At 53.7% G+C, this 17,296-nt stretch carries 17 protein-coding genes; 16 read left to right on the forward strand and 1 reads right to left on the reverse strand.

Features of this window, described 5'->3' with window-relative positions; all coding sequences use genetic code 11:
- Positions 1-7: 7 nt before the first annotated feature.
- The 15 genes from atpB (at position 8) to phoU (ending at position 14,978) form a co-directional block, all read left to right on the forward strand.
- A complete protein-coding gene (gene atpB / locus C5687_RS18845) occupies positions 8-823 on the forward strand; it encodes a F0F1 ATP synthase subunit A (protein ID WP_008500193.1) in 816 nt (271 codons plus the stop codon).
- A gap of 49 nt (positions 824-872) precedes the next feature.
- On the forward strand, positions 873-1,112 hold the full coding sequence (gene atpE, locus C5687_RS18850; RefSeq protein WP_000429386.1) for a F0F1 ATP synthase subunit C: 240 nt from the start codon (positions 873-875) through the stop codon (positions 1,110-1,112).
- A gap of 48 nt (positions 1,113-1,160) precedes the next feature.
- A complete protein-coding gene (gene atpF, locus C5687_RS18855) occupies positions 1,161-1,631 on the forward strand; it encodes a F0F1 ATP synthase subunit B (RefSeq protein ID WP_003862370.1) in 471 nt (156 codons plus the stop codon).
- A 14-nt stretch (positions 1,632-1,645) separates the two neighbouring features.
- Positions 1,646-2,179 (forward strand): F0F1 ATP synthase subunit delta, encoded by a 534-nt coding sequence (gene atpH, locus C5687_RS18860; RefSeq protein ID WP_104557555.1) that lies wholly within the window; start codon positions 1,646-1,648, stop codon positions 2,177-2,179.
- A 12-nt stretch (positions 2,180-2,191) separates the two neighbouring features.
- Positions 2,192-3,733, forward strand: a complete 1,542-nt coding sequence (gene atpA / locus C5687_RS18865; RefSeq protein ID WP_025756958.1) for a F0F1 ATP synthase subunit alpha — start codon at positions 2,192-2,194, stop codon at positions 3,731-3,733.
- Positions 3,734-3,784: 51 nt separating this feature from the next.
- Complete coding sequence (gene atpG, locus C5687_RS18870) at positions 3,785-4,648, forward strand: F0F1 ATP synthase subunit gamma (protein WP_025756959.1); 864 nt, start codon at positions 3,785-3,787, stop codon at positions 4,646-4,648.
- Positions 4,649-4,679: 31 nt separating this feature from the next.
- Positions 4,680-6,062: a F0F1 ATP synthase subunit beta gene (gene atpD, locus C5687_RS18875; RefSeq protein ID WP_003862362.1), complete on the forward strand. Its 1,383-nt coding sequence runs from the start codon at positions 4,680-4,682 to the stop codon at positions 6,060-6,062.
- Between the two features lie 20 nt (positions 6,063-6,082).
- Positions 6,083-6,502, forward strand: coding sequence for a F0F1 ATP synthase subunit epsilon (locus tag C5687_RS18880; RefSeq protein ID WP_006177560.1), 420 nt, complete (start codon positions 6,083-6,085; stop codon positions 6,500-6,502).
- A gap of 138 nt (positions 6,503-6,640) precedes the next feature.
- The gene (gene glmU, locus C5687_RS18885; protein WP_025756960.1) at positions 6,641-8,011 is read left to right on the forward strand and encodes a bifunctional UDP-N-acetylglucosamine diphosphorylase/glucosamine-1-phosphate N-acetyltransferase GlmU; all 1,371 of its coding nucleotides are present in this window, start codon (positions 6,641-6,643) and stop codon (positions 8,009-8,011) included.
- 225 nt (positions 8,012-8,236) lie between these two features.
- A complete protein-coding gene (gene glmS, locus C5687_RS18890) occupies positions 8,237-10,066 on the forward strand; it encodes a glutamine--fructose-6-phosphate transaminase (isomerizing) (RefSeq protein ID WP_104557556.1) in 1,830 nt (609 codons plus the stop codon).
- A 320-nt stretch (positions 10,067-10,386) separates the two neighbouring features.
- Positions 10,387-11,427, forward strand: coding sequence for a phosphate ABC transporter substrate-binding protein PstS (pstS, locus tag C5687_RS18895; RefSeq protein WP_008500186.1), 1,041 nt, complete (start codon positions 10,387-10,389; stop codon positions 11,425-11,427).
- A 128-nt stretch (positions 11,428-11,555) separates the two neighbouring features.
- On the forward strand, positions 11,556-12,515 hold the full coding sequence (gene pstC, locus C5687_RS18900) for a phosphate ABC transporter permease PstC (protein ID WP_008500185.1): 960 nt from the start codon (positions 11,556-11,558) through the stop codon (positions 12,513-12,515).
- Positions 12,515-13,405, forward strand: a complete 891-nt coding sequence (pstA, locus tag C5687_RS18905; protein ID WP_008500184.1) for a phosphate ABC transporter permease PstA — start codon at positions 12,515-12,517, stop codon at positions 13,403-13,405. The genes pstC and pstA overlap by 1 nt, the downstream gene beginning before the upstream one ends.
- A gap of 47 nt (positions 13,406-13,452) precedes the next feature.
- The gene (gene pstB, locus C5687_RS18910) at positions 13,453-14,226 is read left to right on the forward strand and encodes a phosphate ABC transporter ATP-binding protein PstB (RefSeq protein WP_008500183.1); all 774 of its coding nucleotides are present in this window, start codon (positions 13,453-13,455) and stop codon (positions 14,224-14,226) included.
- Positions 14,227-14,252: 26 nt separating this feature from the next.
- A complete protein-coding gene (phoU, locus tag C5687_RS18915; protein ID WP_008500182.1) occupies positions 14,253-14,978 on the forward strand; it encodes a phosphate signaling complex protein PhoU in 726 nt (241 codons plus the stop codon).
- 93 nt (positions 14,979-15,071) lie between these two features.
- Here phoU and yieH read toward each other — a convergent pair whose 3' ends face one another.
- The gene (gene yieH / locus C5687_RS18920; RefSeq protein WP_104557557.1) at positions 15,072-15,737 is read right to left on the reverse strand and encodes a 6-phosphogluconate phosphatase; all 666 of its coding nucleotides are present in this window, start codon (positions 15,735-15,737) and stop codon (positions 15,072-15,074) included.
- A gap of 165 nt (positions 15,738-15,902) precedes the next feature.
- On the opposite strand from yieH, the gene adeP reads away from it, so the two are divergent.
- Entirely contained in the window at positions 15,903-17,240 is a 1,338-nt protein-coding gene (gene adeP / locus C5687_RS18925; RefSeq protein WP_025756963.1) for an adenine permease AdeP, read from the forward strand.
- Positions 17,241-17,296: the final 56 nt, after the last annotated feature.

A 17,296-nucleotide genomic window follows, 5' to 3' on the forward strand; every position in this document is an offset into this window, starting at 1 on the left:
AGGCATCATGGCTTCAGAAAATATGACGCCGCAGGATTACATAGGTCACCATCTGAATAACCTTCAGCTGGACCTGCGTACATTCTCGCTGGTGGATCCACATAACCCCCCGGCCACCTTCTGGACGATCAACATCGACTCCATGTTCTTCTCGGTGGTTTTGGGTCTTCTGTTCCTGGCCATGTTCCGCGGTGTTGCTAAAAGAGCGACCAGCGGTGTACCAGGGAAATTCCAGACATTCATCGAAATGATCATCGGCTTCGTCCATGGCAGCGTCAAAGACATGTACCATGGTAAGAGCAAGCTGATTGCTCCGCTGGCCCTGACCGTGTTCGTTTGGGTCTTCCTGATGAACCTGATGGACCTGCTGCCAATCGATCTGCTGCCGTTTATCGGCGAGCACATCTTCGGCCTGCCTGCGCTGCGTGTTGTACCGTCTGCTGACGTGAACATCACCCTGTCGATGGCGCTGGGCGTGTTTATCCTGATTCTTTTCTACAGCATCAAAATGAAAGGCGTAAGCGGCTTTGTGAAAGAGCTTACCTTGCAGCCGTTCAACCACTGGGCGTTTATTCCGGTCAACCTGATCCTGGAAGGCGTTAGCCTGCTGTCCAAACCTGTTTCACTGGGTCTGCGACTGTTCGGCAACATGTATGCGGGTGAGCTGATTTTCATTCTGATCGCGGGTCTTCTGCCGTGGTGGTCACAGTGGGTTCTGAATGTGCCGTGGGCCATTTTCCACATCCTGATCATTACGCTGCAAGCCTTTATCTTCATGGTTCTGACGATCGTCTATCTGTCGATGGCGTCTGAAGAGCACTGATTTTTTACCAACACTACTACGTTTTAATTGAAACAAACTGGAGACTGTCATGGAAAACCTGAATATGGATCTGCTGTACATGGCTGCCGCTGTGATGATGGGTCTGGCGGCTATCGGTGCTGCGATCGGTATCGGCATCCTCGGGGGCAAATTCCTGGAAGGCGCTGCGCGTCAACCTGATCTGATTCCTCTGCTGCGTACTCAGTTCTTTATCGTTATGGGTCTGGTGGATGCTATCCCAATGATCGCTGTAGGTCTGGGTCTGTACGTGATGTTTGCTGTCGCGTAGTAGTAGTTTTAAAACCCTAAGCCACAGAAATTAAAGAGGTATTGTGCTGTGAACATGAACGCAACAATCCTCGGCCAGGCCATCGCGTTTATTCTCTTTGTCTGGTTCTGCATGAAGTATGTATGGCCGCCTTTAATGGCTGCCATCGAAAAACGTCAGAAAGAAATTGCTGACGGTCTGGCTTCTGCAGAACGCGCTAAGAAAGATTTGGACCTTGCACAGGCCAACGCGACAGACCAGCTGAAAAAAGCGAAAGCGGAAGCTCAGGTTATCATCGAACAGGCTAACAAACGCCGTTCGCAGATCCTGGACGAAGCCAAAGCTGAAGCAGAACAGGAACGTACTAAGATCGTGACACAGGCTCAGGCTGAAATTGAAGCTGAGCGTAAACGTGCTCGTGAAGAACTGCGTAAGCAGGTTGCGATTCTGGCTGTTGCTGGCGCCGAGAAGATCATCGAACGTTCCGTGGATGAAGCTGCTAACAGCGACATCGTGGACAAACTTGTCGCTGAACTGTAAGGAGGGAGGGGCTGATGTCTGAATTTGTTACGGTAGCTCGCCCCTACGCCAAAGCAGCTTTTGACTTTGCTGTCGAACACCAAAATGTCGATCGCTGGCAGAATATGCTGGCGTTTGCCGCTGAGGTGACGAAAAACGAACAAATGGCCGAGTTGCTTTCCGGTGCGTTAGCACCTGAAACTCTCGCCGCGTCGTTTATCGCCGTGTGCGGAGAGCAACTGGATGCCTACGGCCAGAACCTGATCAAGGTGATGGCAGAAAATGGTCGTCTCCGTGTGCTCCCGGATGTTCTCGAGCAGTTTGAGCACTTACGTGCCCTTAGTGAAGCTACCGCTGAAGTTGAAGTCACTTCTGCGACTGAACTGAGTCATGAACAGCTTGCGAAAATTACCGCCGCGATGGAAAAACGTCTGTCACGCAAAGTTAAGCTGAATTGCAAAATCGATAAGTCTGTAATGGCAGGCGTAATCATCCGTTCGGGTGATATGGTCATTGATGGCAGCGTACGCGGCCGTCTTGAGCGCCTTGCAGACGTCTTGCAGTCTTAAGGGGACTGGAGCATGCAACTGAATTCCACCGAAATCAGCGAACTGATCAAGCAGCGCATTGCTCAGTTCAATGTTGTGAGCGAAGCTCACAACGAAGGTACTATTGTTTCTGTAAGTGACGGTGTTATCCGCATCCACGGCCTGGCCGATTGTATGCAGGGTGAGATGATTTCCCTGCCGGGTAACCGTTACGCTATCGCACTGAACCTGGAGCGCGACTCCGTAGGTGCCGTTGTGATGGGTCCATACGCTGACCTCGCCGAAGGCATGAAGGTTAAGTGTACTGGCCGTATTCTGGAAGTGCCGGTTGGCCGTGGCCTGCTGGGTCGCGTTGTTAACACCCTGGGTGCGCCAATCGACGGTAAAGGTCCGGTTGAGCACGATGGCTTCTCCCCAATCGAAGTTATCGCACCAGGCGTTATCGACCGTCAGTCCGTAGATCAGCCTGTTCAGACAGGTTATAAGTCCGTTGATGCCATGATCCCAATCGGTCGTGGTCAGCGTGAACTGATCATCGGTGACCGTCAGACCGGTAAAACCGCGATGGCAATCGACGCCATCATCAACCAGCGTGATTCCGGCATCAAATGCGTGTACGTGGCCATCGGCCAGAAAGCGTCCACCATTTCTAACGTGGTTCGTAAACTGGAAGAGCACGGCGCACTGGCTAACACCATTGTTGTTGTGGCGACTGCTTCTGAATCTGCTGCACTGCAATACCTGGCACCATACGCCGGTTGCGCAATGGGCGAATACTTCCGTGACCGCGGTGAAGATGCACTGATCGTATACGATGACCTGTCTAAACAGGCTGTTGCTTATCGTCAGGTTTCCCTGCTGCTCCGTCGTCCACCTGGACGTGAAGCGTTCCCTGGCGACGTATTCTACCTCCACTCTCGTCTGCTGGAGCGTGCTTCCCGCGTTAACGCGGAATACGTCGAGAACTTCACCAAAGGTGAAGTGAAGGGTAAAACGGGCTCTCTGACCGCGCTGCCGATCATTGAAACCCAGGCGGGTGACGTTTCTGCGTTCGTTCCGACCAACGTAATCTCTATTACCGATGGTCAGATCTTCCTGGAAACCAACCTGTTTAACTCCGGTATTCGTCCGGCAGTTAACCCGGGTATCTCCGTATCCCGTGTAGGTGGTGCTGCTCAGACCAAGATCATCAAGAAACTGTCCGGTGGTATCCGTACCGCGCTGGCACAGTATCGTGAACTGGCTGCGTTCTCTCAGTTCGCATCCGATCTGGACGAAGCAACCCGTAAACAGCTGAGCCACGGTCAGAAAGTGACCGAGCTGCTGAAGCAGAAACAGTACGCACCAATGTCTGTTGCTCAGCAGGGCCTGGTACTGTTCGCGGCTGAACGCGGTTACCTCGAAGATGTGGAACTGGCGAAAATCGGTAGCTTCGAAGCCGCTCTGCTGGCTTACGCTGACCGTGATCACGCTCCGCTGATGCAAGAGATCAACCAGACCGGTGGCTATAACGACGAAATCGAAGGCAAGCTGAAAGCTATCCTCGATTCCTTCAAAGCAACCCAATCCTGGTAATCGTCCGGCGGCTTGTCTCAGGACAAGCCGCCTGGCATTGAGGAGAAGCTCATGGCCGGCGCAAAAGAGATACGTAGTAAGATCGCAAGCGTCCAGAACACGCAAAAGATCACTAAAGCGATGGAGATGGTCGCCGCTTCCAAAATGCGTAAATCGCAGGATCGCATGGCGGCCAGCCGTCCTTATGCAGAAACCATGCGCAAAGTGATTGGTCACCTTGCAAACGGTAATCTGGAATATAAGCACCCTTACCTGGAAGAACGCGACGTTAAGCGCGTGGGCTACCTGGTGGTGTCGACCGACCGTGGTCTGTGTGGCGGCTTGAACATTAACCTGTTCAAAAAACTGCTGGCGGATATGAAAGCATGGTCTGAAAAAGGCGTTCAGTGCGATCTCGCATTGATCGGCTCTAAAGGCGTCTCTTTCTTTAACTCCGTTGGTGGCAACATTGTCGCTCAGGTGACCGGTATGGGTGATAACCCATCCCTGTCCGAACTGATCGGCCCGGTTAAAGTGATGTTGCAGGCTTATGATGAAGGCCGTCTGGACAGACTGTACGTTGTCAGCAACAAATTCATTAACACCATGTCTCAGGTTCCAACGCTCACTCAGATGCTGCCGTTACCGGCATCAGAAGATGACGAGCTGAAGCAAAAAGCCTGGGATTACCTGTATGAACCCGATCCGAAACCGCTGCTGGATACCCTGCTGCGTCGTTACGTTGAATCACAGGTTTATCAGGGCGTTGTAGAAAACCTGGCCAGCGAGCAGGCCGCACGAATGGTGGCGATGAAAGCCGCGACCGATAATGGCGGCAGCCTGATTAAAGAGCTGCAGTTGGTTTACAACAAAGCTCGTCAGGCCAGCATTACTCAGGAACTCACCGAGATCGTCTCGGGGGCCGCCGCGGTTTAACCAGGTTTACGAATTACGTAGAGGATTCAAGATGGCTACTGGAAAGATTGTCCAGGTAATCGGCGCCGTGGTGGACGTCGAGTTCCCTCAGGACGCCGTACCACGCGTGTACGACGCGCTTGAGGTACAGAATGGTAACGAGAGCCTGGTGCTGGAAGTTCAGCAGCAGCTCGGCGGCGGTATCGTGCGTACCATCGCGATGGGTTCTTCCGACGGTCTGCGTCGTGGTCTGGAAGTAAAAGACCTTGAGCATCCGATCGAAGTCCCGGTAGGTAAAGCAACACTGGGTCGTATCATGAACGTATTGGGTCAACCAATCGACATGAAAGGCGACATCGGTGAAGAAGAGCGTTGGGCTATCCACCGCGCGGCACCTTCCTACGAAGAGCTGTCCAGCTCTCAGGAACTGCTGGAAACCGGCATCAAAGTTATCGACCTGATGTGTCCGTTTGCGAAGGGCGGTAAAGTGGGTCTGTTCGGTGGTGCGGGTGTAGGTAAAACCGTAAACATGATGGAGCTGATCCGTAACATCGCGATCGAGCACTCCGGTTACTCCGTATTTGCGGGCGTAGGTGAACGTACTCGTGAGGGTAACGACTTCTACCACGAAATGACCGACTCCAACGTTCTGGACAAAGTATCCCTGGTTTACGGTCAGATGAACGAGCCACCAGGAAACCGTCTGCGCGTTGCGCTGACTGGCCTGACGATGGCTGAGAAGTTCCGTGACGAAGGCCGTGACGTTCTGCTGTTCGTCGATAACATCTATCGTTACACCCTGGCCGGTACGGAAGTATCTGCACTGCTGGGTCGTATGCCTTCAGCGGTAGGTTATCAGCCGACTCTGGCGGAAGAGATGGGTGTTCTTCAGGAACGTATCACCTCTACCAAAACCGGTTCTATCACCTCCGTTCAGGCGGTATACGTACCTGCGGATGACTTGACTGACCCATCTCCAGCCACCACCTTTGCGCACTTAGATGCAACCGTGGTACTGAGCCGTCAGATCGCGTCTCTGGGTATCTACCCGGCCGTTGACCCGCTGGACTCCACCAGCCGTCAGCTGGATCCACTGGTTGTTGGTCAGGAACACTACGACACCGCGCGTGGCGTACAGTCCCTGCTGCAGCGTTACCAGGAACTGAAAGACATCATCGCCATCCTGGGTATGGATGAACTGTCTGAAGAAGACAAACTGGTGGTAGCACGTGCGCGTAAGATCCAGCGCTTCCTGTCCCAGCCGTTCTTCGTTGCGGAAGTATTCACCGGTTCTCCAGGTAAATACGTTTCCCTGAAAGACACCATCCGTGGCTTTAAAGGCATCATGGAAGGCGAATACGATCACCTGCCAGAGCAGGCGTTCTACATGGTTGGTTCCATCGAAGAAGCTGTGGAAAAAGCCAAAAAACTTTAACGCCTTAATCGGAGGGTGATATGGCAATGACTTACCACCTGGACGTCGTCAGCGCAGAGCAACAAATGTTCTCTGGTCTGGTCGAGAAAATCCAGGTAACGGGTAGTGAAGGTGAGCTGGGTATTTTCCCGGGTCACGCACCGCTGCTCACCGCCATTAAGCCTGGTATGATCCGCATCGTTAAACAGTTCGGTCACGAAGAGTTTATCTATCTGTCCGGCGGCATTCTTGAAGTGCAGCCTGGCAGTGTGACCGTTCTGGCCGATACCGCTATTCGTGGCCAGGATCTCGACGAAGCGCGAGCCCTGGAATCGAAGCGTAAGGCTGAAGAGCACATTAGCAGCTCTCATGGTGACGTGGATTACGCTCAGGCGTCTGCGGAGCTGGCCAAAGCGATCGCGAAACTGCGCGTTATCGAGTTGACCAAAAAAGCGATGTAACACCGGCTTGAAAAGCACAAAAGCCAGTCTGGATCCCAGGCTGGCTTTTTTTTTGTCGCTTAATTCATGATGAAAAAGATGTAGAATTTTAAGCATCAAACGTTTTTACTTCTCACTCAAACTACCGTCAGGATGCGTATGTCAAACAGTGCGATGAGCGTGGTGATCCTTGCCGCAGGCAAAGGTACCCGCATGTATTCCGATCTGCCTAAAGTGCTTCATACACTGGCAGGAAAGCCAATGGTGCAGCATGTCATTGATGCCGCTAATGAATTGGGCGCCCGTCAGGTTCACCTGGTCTACGGCCACGGTGGCGATCTCCTTAAAAAGACGCTAAGCGACGACAAGCTCAACTGGGTACTTCAGGCTGAACAGCTGGGTACTGGTCATGCAATGCAGCAGGCCGCACCGTTCTTTGCGGATGACGAAGACATTCTGATGCTGTACGGCGACGTCCCGCTGATCGCTACCGATACGCTGACGCGTCTGCGCGACGCCAAACCGCAAGGCGGTATTGGTTTGTTAACCGTCGTGCTGGACGATCCAACCGGCTACGGTCGAATTACGCGTGAAAACGGCAACGTAACGGGGATCGTTGAACACAAAGATGCCAGCGACGAACAGCGCGAGATTCAGGAGATCAACACCGGTATCCTGATTGCTAATGGTGCTGATTTAAAACGCTGGTTGTCGAAACTCAACAACAACAACGCGCAGGGTGAATACTACATCACCGACATCATTGCGATGGCGTACCAGGAAGGGCGCGAGATTGTGGCGGTACAACCGGCACGTATCAGCGAAACCGAAGGGGTGAACAACCGTCTTCAACTTTCCCGTCTTGAGCGCGTTTATCAGTCCGAACAGGCCGAGAAACTCCTTCTGGCTGGCGTGATGCTGCGCGATCCGGCACGTTTCGACCTGCGTGGCACGTTATCTCACGGGCGCGACGTTGAAATTGATACTAACGTTATCCTGGAAGGTCATGTCACGCTGGGCAACCGCGTCAAAATTGGTGCTGGCTGTGTGATTAAAAACAGCGTCATCGGTGACGATTGCGAAATTAGCCCCTACAGCGTGGTGGAAGATGCCCGTCTGGATGCGGCTTGTACCATTGGTCCATTTGCACGTCTGCGTCCTGGCGCTGAGCTGCTGGAAGGCGCTCACGTGGGTAACTTCGTTGAGATGAAAAAAGCGCGTCTGGGTAAAGGCTCAAAAGCCGGTCATTTAACCTATCTGGGCGACGCGGAAATTGGTGACAACGTCAATATTGGCGCAGGCACAATCACCTGTAACTATGACGGCGCGAATAAGTTTAAAACCATCATCGGTAATGATGTGTTCGTTGGCTCCGACACCCAGCTGGTGGCACCGGTGACTGTGGGTAACGGCGTAACGATTGCTGCCGGAACGACGGTGACACGTGACGTCGCGGATAACGAGCTGGTATTAAGCCGCGTACCGCAGGTGCACAAGCAGGGCTGGAAACGCCCGGTGAAGAAAAAGTAACAACAAGGCGGGTGGCGCTACGCTTACCCGCCCTACGATTGAGTAGGCCTGATAAGGCGTAGCCGTCATCAGGCAAACCCGGGTGAGGAGATAAATATATATCTCCCCCCACAGGCAGTACCCATAAAAATAACCCCACTCTCTACAAGGCTCGGGGCGCCCGGAAAGGGCAAATACAGGTCAGCGACAACGCAGGCATCATGCCTAAATTCGGAATCTAAAATTATGTGTGGAATTGTTGGCGCAGTTGCGCAGCGTGATATTGCTGAAATCCTTCTCGAAGGTTTACGTCGTCTGGAATACCGTGGTTACGACTCTGCCGGTCTGGCTGTTGTCGATGCAGAAGGTCATATGACCCGTCTGCGTCGTCTCGGTAAAGTGCAGATGCTGGCCCAGGCCGCGGAAGAACATCCGCTGCACGGTGGTACCGGTATTGCGCACACCCGCTGGGCGACGCACGGCGAACCGTCAGAAGGCAACGCGCACCCGCATGTGTCTGAACACATCGTGGTGGTGCATAACGGCATTATCGAAAACCACGAACCGCTGCGCGAAGAACTGAAAGTGCGTGGCTATACCTTCGTCTCTGAAACCGACACCGAAGTGATTGCTCACCTGGTGCACTGGGAGCTGGAGCAGGGCGGTACACTGCGTGACGCGGTGCTGCGTGCTATCCCTCAGCTGCGCGGTGCGTACGGTACGGTGATCATGGACTCCCGCGACCCGTCCACGCTGCTGGCCGCGCGTTCCGGTAGTCCAATGGTTATCGGTCTGGGTATGGGTGAAAACTTTATCGCCTCTGACCAGCTGGCACTTCTGCCGGTGACCCGTCGCTTTATCTTCCTGGAAGAGGGTGATATCGCGGAAGTGACCCGCCGCAGCGTGACCGTATTCGATACCAAAGGCGAGCAGGTGAAACGCCAGGAGATCGAATCTAACCTGCAGTACGACGCGGGCGACAAAGGCGCTTATCGTCACTACATGCAGAAAGAGATTTACGAGCAGCCAAACGCCATCAAAAATACCCTGACCGGGCGCATTAGCCACGGTGAAGTGGATCTGAGTGAGCTGGGTGCTAACGCGAACGAACTGCTCAGCAAGGTTGAGCACATTCAGATCGTAGCCTGCGGCACCTCCTACAACTCCGGTATGGTCTCTCGTTACTGGTTTGAATCCCTGGCGGGCGTGCCGTGCGACGTCGAAATCGCCTCGGAATTCCGCTACCGCAAATCCGCGGTGCGTCGCAACAGTCTGATGATCACCCTTTCTCAGTCTGGTGAAACGGCAGATACTCTGGCCGCGCTGCGTCTCTCAAAAGAGCTGGGTTACCTGGGCTCTCTGGCCATCTGCAACGTTCCGGGCTCTTCGCTGGTGCGTGAATCCGATCTGGCGCTGATGACCAAAGCCGGTACTGAAATCGGCGTGGCCTCTACCAAAGCGTTTACTACTCAACTGACGGTTCTGCTGATGCTGGTGGCGAAACTGGCGCGTCTGAAAGGTGAAGATGCCTCTGTTGAGCATGACATCGTTCATGGTCTGCAGGCGCTGCCGAGCCGTATTGAGCAGATGCTCTCCCAGGACAAACGCATTGAGCGGCTTTCGGAAGATTTCTCTGACAAACATCACGCCCTGTTCCTGGGCCGTGGCGATCAGTATCCGATTGCGCTGGAAGGCGCGCTGAAACTGAAAGAGATCTCTTACATCCACGCTGAAGCCTATGCGGCAGGCGAGCTGAAACACGGTCCGCTGGCGCTGATTGATGCTGATATGCCGGTCATCGTTGTAGCACCTAACAACGAACTGCTGGAAAAACTGAAATCTAACATCGAAGAAGTGCGCGCCCGCGGTGGTGTCCTGTACGTCTTCGCCGACAAAGATGCCGGTTTTGTCAGCAACGACAACATGCACATCATTGAGATGCCGCATGTGGAAGAGGTTATTGCCCCGATCTTCTACACCGTTCCGCTGCAGCTGCTGGCCTATCACGTTGCGCTGATCAAAGGCACTGACGTTGACCAGCCGCGTAACCTGGCGAAATCTGTCACCGTAGAATAATCCCTCCAGGCTCCACCTTCGGGTGGAGCTTTTTTACCCCGCCTGGTTTGTTTTTAATCAATCCTTTCACATTTTTATTGATGACAATTTGTCATCTTCAGCTACTTTTTCAGTGTCACATAAAGAAAATATTTCTGAAAACGTCTTGTCATAAAAGCGGCTAACACGATGAAAATTAAGCTTTCTTTTGCTGGTTTTTAAGTGAAATTTCCATTGTCATAAAACTGTCATAATTCGTACATTTATCTGTCACCTGTTTGTCCTATTTTGCTCATCGTAGCCACTAAACAACGATTTACGAAAATCTTGCAGGAGACATTATGAAAGTTATGCGTACCACTGTCGCAACTGTTGTCGCCGCGACCTTATCTCTGAGCGCGTTCTCTGTATTTGCAGAAGCAAGCCTGACTGGCGCTGGTGCAACCTTCCCTGCGCCGGTGTATGCCAAATGGGCGGATACCTACCAGAAAGAAACCGGTAATAAGGTTAACTATCAGGGTATCGGCTCCTCCGGTGGCGTGAAACAAATTACCGCTAACACGGTTGATTTCGGCGCATCAGATGCTCCGCTGTCTGATGACAAACTGGCTCAGGAAGGCCTGTTCCAGTTCCCTACCGTGATCGGTGGTGTGGTTCTGGCTATCAACCTGCCGGGCGTGAAGTCGGGTGAGCTGGTGCTGGACGGCAAAACGCTGGGTGACATCTACCTGGGCAAAATCAAAAAATGGGATGACGAAGCGATCGCTAAACTCAACCCTGGCCTGAAGCTGCCTTCTCAGAACATCGCTGTGGTTCGCCGCGCGGACGGTTCAGGTACCTCTTTCGTCTTTACCAGCTACCTGGCAAAAGTGAACGAAGAGTGGAAATCTAAAGTCGGTTCCGGCTCTACCGTTAACTGGCCAACCGGTCTGGGCGGTAAAGGGAACGACGGTATCGCTGCGTTCGTACAGCGTCTGCCAGGTTCAATTGGCTACGTAGAGTATGCGTACGCGAAGCAGAACAACCTGTCCTACACCAAACTGGTTTCTGCCGACGGCAAACCGGTTAGCCCGACCGAAGAGAACTTTGCCAACGCCGCGAAAGGCGCTGACTGGAGCAAATCTTTCGCTCAGGACCTGACTAACCAGAAAGGCGAAGGTGCATGGCCAATCACCTCTACCACCTTCATTCTGGTGCATAAAGAGCAGAAGAAACCTGAGCAGGGTGCTGAAGTGCTGAAGTTCTTCGACTGGGCGTACAAAAACGGTGGCAAACAGGCTAACGCTCTGGACTACGCTACCCTGCCGGACAACGTGGTTGAGCAGATCCGTGCTGCATGGAAAACCAACGTCAAAGACAGCAGCGGTAAAGCGCTGTACTAACAGGATATATTTAACGAAGATGGCGGGTGGCGCTGCGCTTACCCGCCCTACGGTTTACTCTGTAGGCCCGGTAAGCGTCAGCGCCACCGGGCATATTCGTAAAAACGTCTCAAACAGAAGAGTAATTTATGGCTGCAACCAAGCCTGCATTTAACCCTCCGGGTAAAAAAGGTGACATGATTTTCAGCGCGCTGGTCAAACTGGCTGCGCTGATTGTGCTATTGCTGCTGGGCGGCATTATCGTGTCTCTGATTTTCTCCTCCTGGCCGAGCATCCAGAAATTCGGTTTCTCCTTCCTGTGGAGTAAAGAGTGGGATGCGCCGAACGATATCTACGGTGCACTGGTGCCGATTTACGGCACGCTGGTGACCTCGTTCATCGCCCTGCTGATTGCAGTTCCGGTAAGCTTCGGTATTGCCCTGTTCCTGACGGAGCTGGCGCCGGGCTGGCTGCGTCGTCCACTGGGGATCGCCATCGAACTGCTGGCGGCCATTCCAAGTATCGTATACGGCATGTGGGGCCTGTTTATCTTTGCGCCGCTGTTCGCCACGTACTTCCAGGAGCCGGTAGGTAATGTCCTCTCTGCCATTCCGTTTGTGGGGGCACTGTTTTCTGGCCCGGCTTTCGGTATTGGTATTCTGGCGGCAGGTGTGATCCTCGCCATCATGATTATTCCGTACATTGCGGCGGTCATGCGCGATGTCTTCGAACAAACGCCGGTGATGATGAAAGAGTCGGCCTATGGCATCGGCTGCACTACCTGGGAAGTGATCTGGCGCATTGTCCTTCCGTTCACCAAAAATGGGGTGATCGGGGGCGTGATGCTGGGCTTAGGTCGTGCGCTGGGTGAAACCATGGCGGTCACCTTTATTATCGGTAACACCTATCAGCTCGACAGCGCTTCGCTCTATATGCCGGGTAACAGCATTACCTCTGCGCTGGCGAATGAATTTGCCGAAGCGGAATCAGGTCTGCACGTCGCAGCGCTGATGGAACTGGGGCTGATTCTGTTCGTTATCACCTTCATCGTTCTGGCGATTTCCAAGCTGATGATTATGCGCCTCGCTAAAAATGAGGGGGCACGCTAATGGCAACTCTCGAAATGCAAGCTACCGCTGAGCTGGCGGAATCCCGCCGTAAAATGCAGGCCAGACGCCGCATGAAAAACCGCATTGCGCTGACGCTCTCAATGGCGACGATGGCGTTCGGTCTGTTCTGGCTGGTCTGGATCCTGTTCTCCACCGTCGTGCGCGGAATTGACGGGATGTCACTGTCGTTGTTCACCGAAATGACGCCGCCGCCGAACACGGCGGGTGGTGGTCTGGCGAATGCCCTGGCGGGCAGCGGTTTGCTGATCCTGTGGGCGACGGTCTTTGGTACGCCGCTCGGCATCATGGCGGGTATCTACCTGGCGGAATACGGTCGTAAATCCTTGCTGGCGGAAGTCATTCGTTTCATTAACGACATCCTGCTCTCGGCCCCGTCTATCGTGGTGGGTCTGTTTGTGTACACCGTCGTGGTGGCGCAGATGGAACACTTCTCCGGCTGGGCGGGTGTGATTGCCCTTGCGCTGCTGCAGGTACCGATTGTTATCCGTACCACCGAGAATATGCTGAAACTGGTGCCGGACAGCCTGCGTGAAGCGGCTTACGCGCTGGGTACGCCGAAATGGAAGATGATCTCGGCGATTACATTAAAAGCGTCCGTCTCCGGGATCATGACCGGTATCCTGCTGGCGGTGGCTCGTATTGCGGGTGAAACGGCGCCGCTGCTGTTTACGTCTCTCTCCAACCAGTTCTGGAGCACGGACATGATGCAGCCGATCGCCAACCTGCCGGTGACGATCTTTAAATTTGCGATGAGCCCATTCGCGGAATGGCAGCAGCTGGCCTGGGCCGGGGTGCTGATCATTACCCTTTGCGTACTGTTGCTGAACATTCTGGCGCGCGTCATTTTCGCGAAGAAGAAACACGGTTAATTTTTTACGGCGCGGCAGCTCGCGGCGCCGAATGAGGAAATGAGTCAATGAGTATGGTTGATACTGCCCCGGGTAAGATTCAGGTTCGTGATTTGAACTTCTACTACGGCAAATTCCATGCCCTGAAGAACATCAACCTGGATATCGCGAAGAACCAGGTCACGGCATTTATCGGTCCGTCTGGCTGTGGGAAATCCACGCTGCTGCGTACCTTTAACAAAATGTATTCACTCTATCCGGAGCAGCGCGCTGAAGGTGAAATCATCCTGGATGGCGAAAATATTCTGACCCAGGCTCAGGATATCGCACTGCTGCGCGCCAAAGTGGGGATGGTGTTCCAGAAACCCACGCCGTTCCCGATGTCCATTTATGACAACATCGCCTTTGGCGTGCGCCTGTTTGAAAAACTCTCCCGTGCCGATATGGACGAGCGCGTGCAGTGGGCTTTGACCAAGGCCGCATTATGGAACGAAACCAAAGATAAGTTGCACCAGAGCGGTTACTCTCTCTCCGGTGGTCAGCAGCAGCGTCTGTGCATTGCGCGTGGTATCGCGATTCGCCCGGAAGTACTGTTGCTGGATGAGCCCTGTTCAGCGCTGGACCCGATTTCAACCGGTCGTATTGAAGAACTCATTACTGAGCTGAAGCAGGATTACACCGTGGTTATCGTAACCCATAACATGCAGCAGGCTGCGCGTTGTTCCGATCACACGGCATTTATGTATCTGGGCGAGCTGATTGAGTTCAGTAACACGGACGATCTGTTCACCAAGCCCGCGAAGAAACAAACCGAAGATTATATTACTGGCCGCTACGGTTGATTTGCCTCAGTGCATGTGGAGAAACCATGGACAACCTCAATCTTAATAAACACATTTCAGGCCAGTTCAACGCAGAGCTGGAAAGTATTCGCACGCAGGTGATGACCATGGGTGGCATGGTTGAGCAGCAGCTTTCGGATGCGATTACGGCAATGCATAACCAGGACAGCGAGCTGGCGAAGCGCGTCATAGAAGGCGATAAAAACGTCAATATGATGGAAGTGGCTATCGATGAAGCCTGCGTGCGCATTATCGCGAAACGTCAGCCGACGGCGAGCGATCTGCGTCTGGTGATGGCCATCATCAAAACCATCGCCGAGCTGGAACGTATTGGTGACGTGGCGGATAAAATCTGCCGCACGGCGCTGGAGAAATTCTCTCAGCAGCATCAGCCGCTGCTGGTGAGCCTGGAGTCGCTGGGTCGCCACACCGTGCAGATGCTGCACGACGTGCTGGATGCCTTTGCGCGTATGGATCTTGACGAAGCGGTGCGTATCTACCGTGAAGACAAGAAAGTCGACCAGGAGTATGAAGGCATTGTGCGCCAGCTGATGACCTACATGATGGAAGATTCACGCACGATTCCAAGCGTACTGACGGCCTTGTTCTGTGCGCGCTCTATCGAGCGTATCGGTGACCGCTGCCAGAACATTTGCGAATACATTTTCTACTTCGTGAAAGGTCAGGACTTCCGTCACGTGGGCGGCGACGAGCTGGACAAGCTGCTGGCGGGTAAAGATCCGAAAGAGTAGTAATACAGGTGAATATGCCCGGTGGCGCTGCGCTTACCGGGCCTGCGAACCCTGTAGGCCGGATAAGCGTTAGCGCCATCCGGCTTTGTTTTTTCAGCGAGTAATATTCCAACCGCGTGCCTTCCACAATTCCGGCAATTGTGCCAGATCGGTAAAAGTCGTCACTTTTGGATGACCGATCGGCTTGTTGTGCGGGTCGGCGCAGAAGTAAAACACCTCCATCCCCGCATCAATCCCCGACTGCGCGCCCGCAGAGGAGTCGTCCACCAGAATGCAGTTTTCTACATTCACGTTCATCGCTTTTGCCGCATGGAACATCAGCGCCGGATCGGGCTTCCAGCGCTGGATATCGTAGCCGCTGAACAGCTTTTCCGGGAAATGGTGCAACATCTCAAGCTTGCCGAGCGAGTGCTGCATTTTGCTGACCGGTCCGTTAGACACCACGCAGATCGGTACCGTCATGGCATCCAGCAGTGCATTTGCCCCCGGAATGACTTCCAGCTCTGAATCAAACAGGCGAGCGACCTCGGCGCGGTACACCGGTTCCAGATCCGCTTTCGCCAGGTCAACACCGTGTTCTTCGTTAATGATGTCGATGATCTCGTAGAGCTTTACGCCCTTAAAGCGTTTAAACACCTCTTCGAGCGCCAGCGTAATGCCAAATTCCTGGAACATGGTGACATACGCGCGGGAACAAATGACCTCACTGTCGACCAGCGTACCGTCGCAGTCGAAAAATACCGCTTCAATTCCGGACATGCCTTTCCCTTTTAACAAGTTTAACGTTTACGTACCGCCGTTTACCGGAACGCAATCGTTGCCGTATAAGCAAAATCAATGAAAAAAGTATCACGTAACCGCCACTATTGTCGCATTTTGGTATAGGATAGCGACGAATTTTCCCTCCTTGTTCGGAAATTGATGATGAGTCAACAACACACTACCCAGACATCTGGTCAGGGTCTGCTTGAGCGCGTGTTTAAACTGCGCGAGCACGGCACAACGGCACGCACCGAAGTGATCGCCGGTTTCACCACCTTCCTGACGATGGTTTATATCGTTTTTGTTAACCCACAAATTCTGGGCGTTGCTGGCATGGATACCAGCGCCGTCTTTGTGACCACCTGTCTGATCGCAGCACTGGGCAGCATTCTGATGGGCGTGTTCGCTAACCTGCCAGTCGCACTGGCCCCGGCGATGGGTCTGAACGCCTTCTTCGCCTTCGTTGTTGTTCAGGCGATGGGGCTGCCGTGGCAGGTGGGTATGGGCGCTATCTTCTGGGGCGCGGTTGGCCTGCTGCTGCTGACCATTTTCCGCGTGCGTTACTGGATGATTGCGAACATTCCTGTGAGCCTGCGCGTGGGCATCACCAGCGGTATCGGTCTGTTTATCGGGATGATGGGGTTGAAAAACGCCGGTGTCATCGTGGCGAACCCGGAAACGCTGGTGAGCATTGGTCACCTGACCTCTCATAACGTCCTGCTGGGCGTGCTGGGCTTCTTTATCATCGCTATCCTTGCGTCCCGCAATATTCATGCGGCGGTGCTGGTCTCCATCGTAGTGACCACGCTGCTGGGCTGGATGCTGGGTGACGTTCACTATAACGGCATCGTCTCCGCGCCACCGAGCGTCTCAACCGTTGTTGGCCATGTCGATCTGGCGGGTTCCCTGAACCTGGGCCTGGCGGGCGTGATTTTCTCCTTCATGCTGGTGAACCTGTTCGACTCCTCCGGTACGCTGATCGGCGTGACTGACAAGGCGGGTCTGGCAGATGAAAAAGGCAAATTCCCGCGCATGAAGCAGGCGCTGTTTGTGGACAGTATCTCCTCTGTGACCGGCTCATTTATCGGGACCTCGTCTGTTACCGCTTACATCGAATCCTCTTCCGGGGTGTCTGTGGGTGGCCGTACCGGTCTGACGGCGGTTGTGGTGGGTATTCTGTTCCTGCTGGTGATCTTCCTCTCGCCACTGGCGGGTATGGTTCCTCCGTACGCGGCGGCGGGTGCGCTGATCTACGTAGGGGTGCTGATGACCTCCAGCCTGTCGCGCGTGAAGTGGGATGATTTAACCGAAGCGGTGCCGGCGTTTATTACCGCCGTGATGATGCCATTCAGCTTCTCGATTACCGAAGGTATCGCGCTGGGCTTTATCTCTTACTGCGTAATGAAGATCGGTACTGGCCGTTTCCGCGATCTCAGCCCGTGCGTCATCGTTGTCGCGCTGCTGTTTGTACTGAAGATTGTGTTTATTGACGCGAAATAAACAGCAAGCCCTTTTCGAAGAAAAGGGCTTTAGTGTTTGTACCCTCTCCCGGTGGG

It is taken from the genome of Enterobacter sichuanensis (genome assembly GCF_002939185.1).
Lineage (GTDB): Bacteria > Pseudomonadota > Gammaproteobacteria > Enterobacterales > Enterobacteriaceae > Enterobacter > Enterobacter sichuanensis.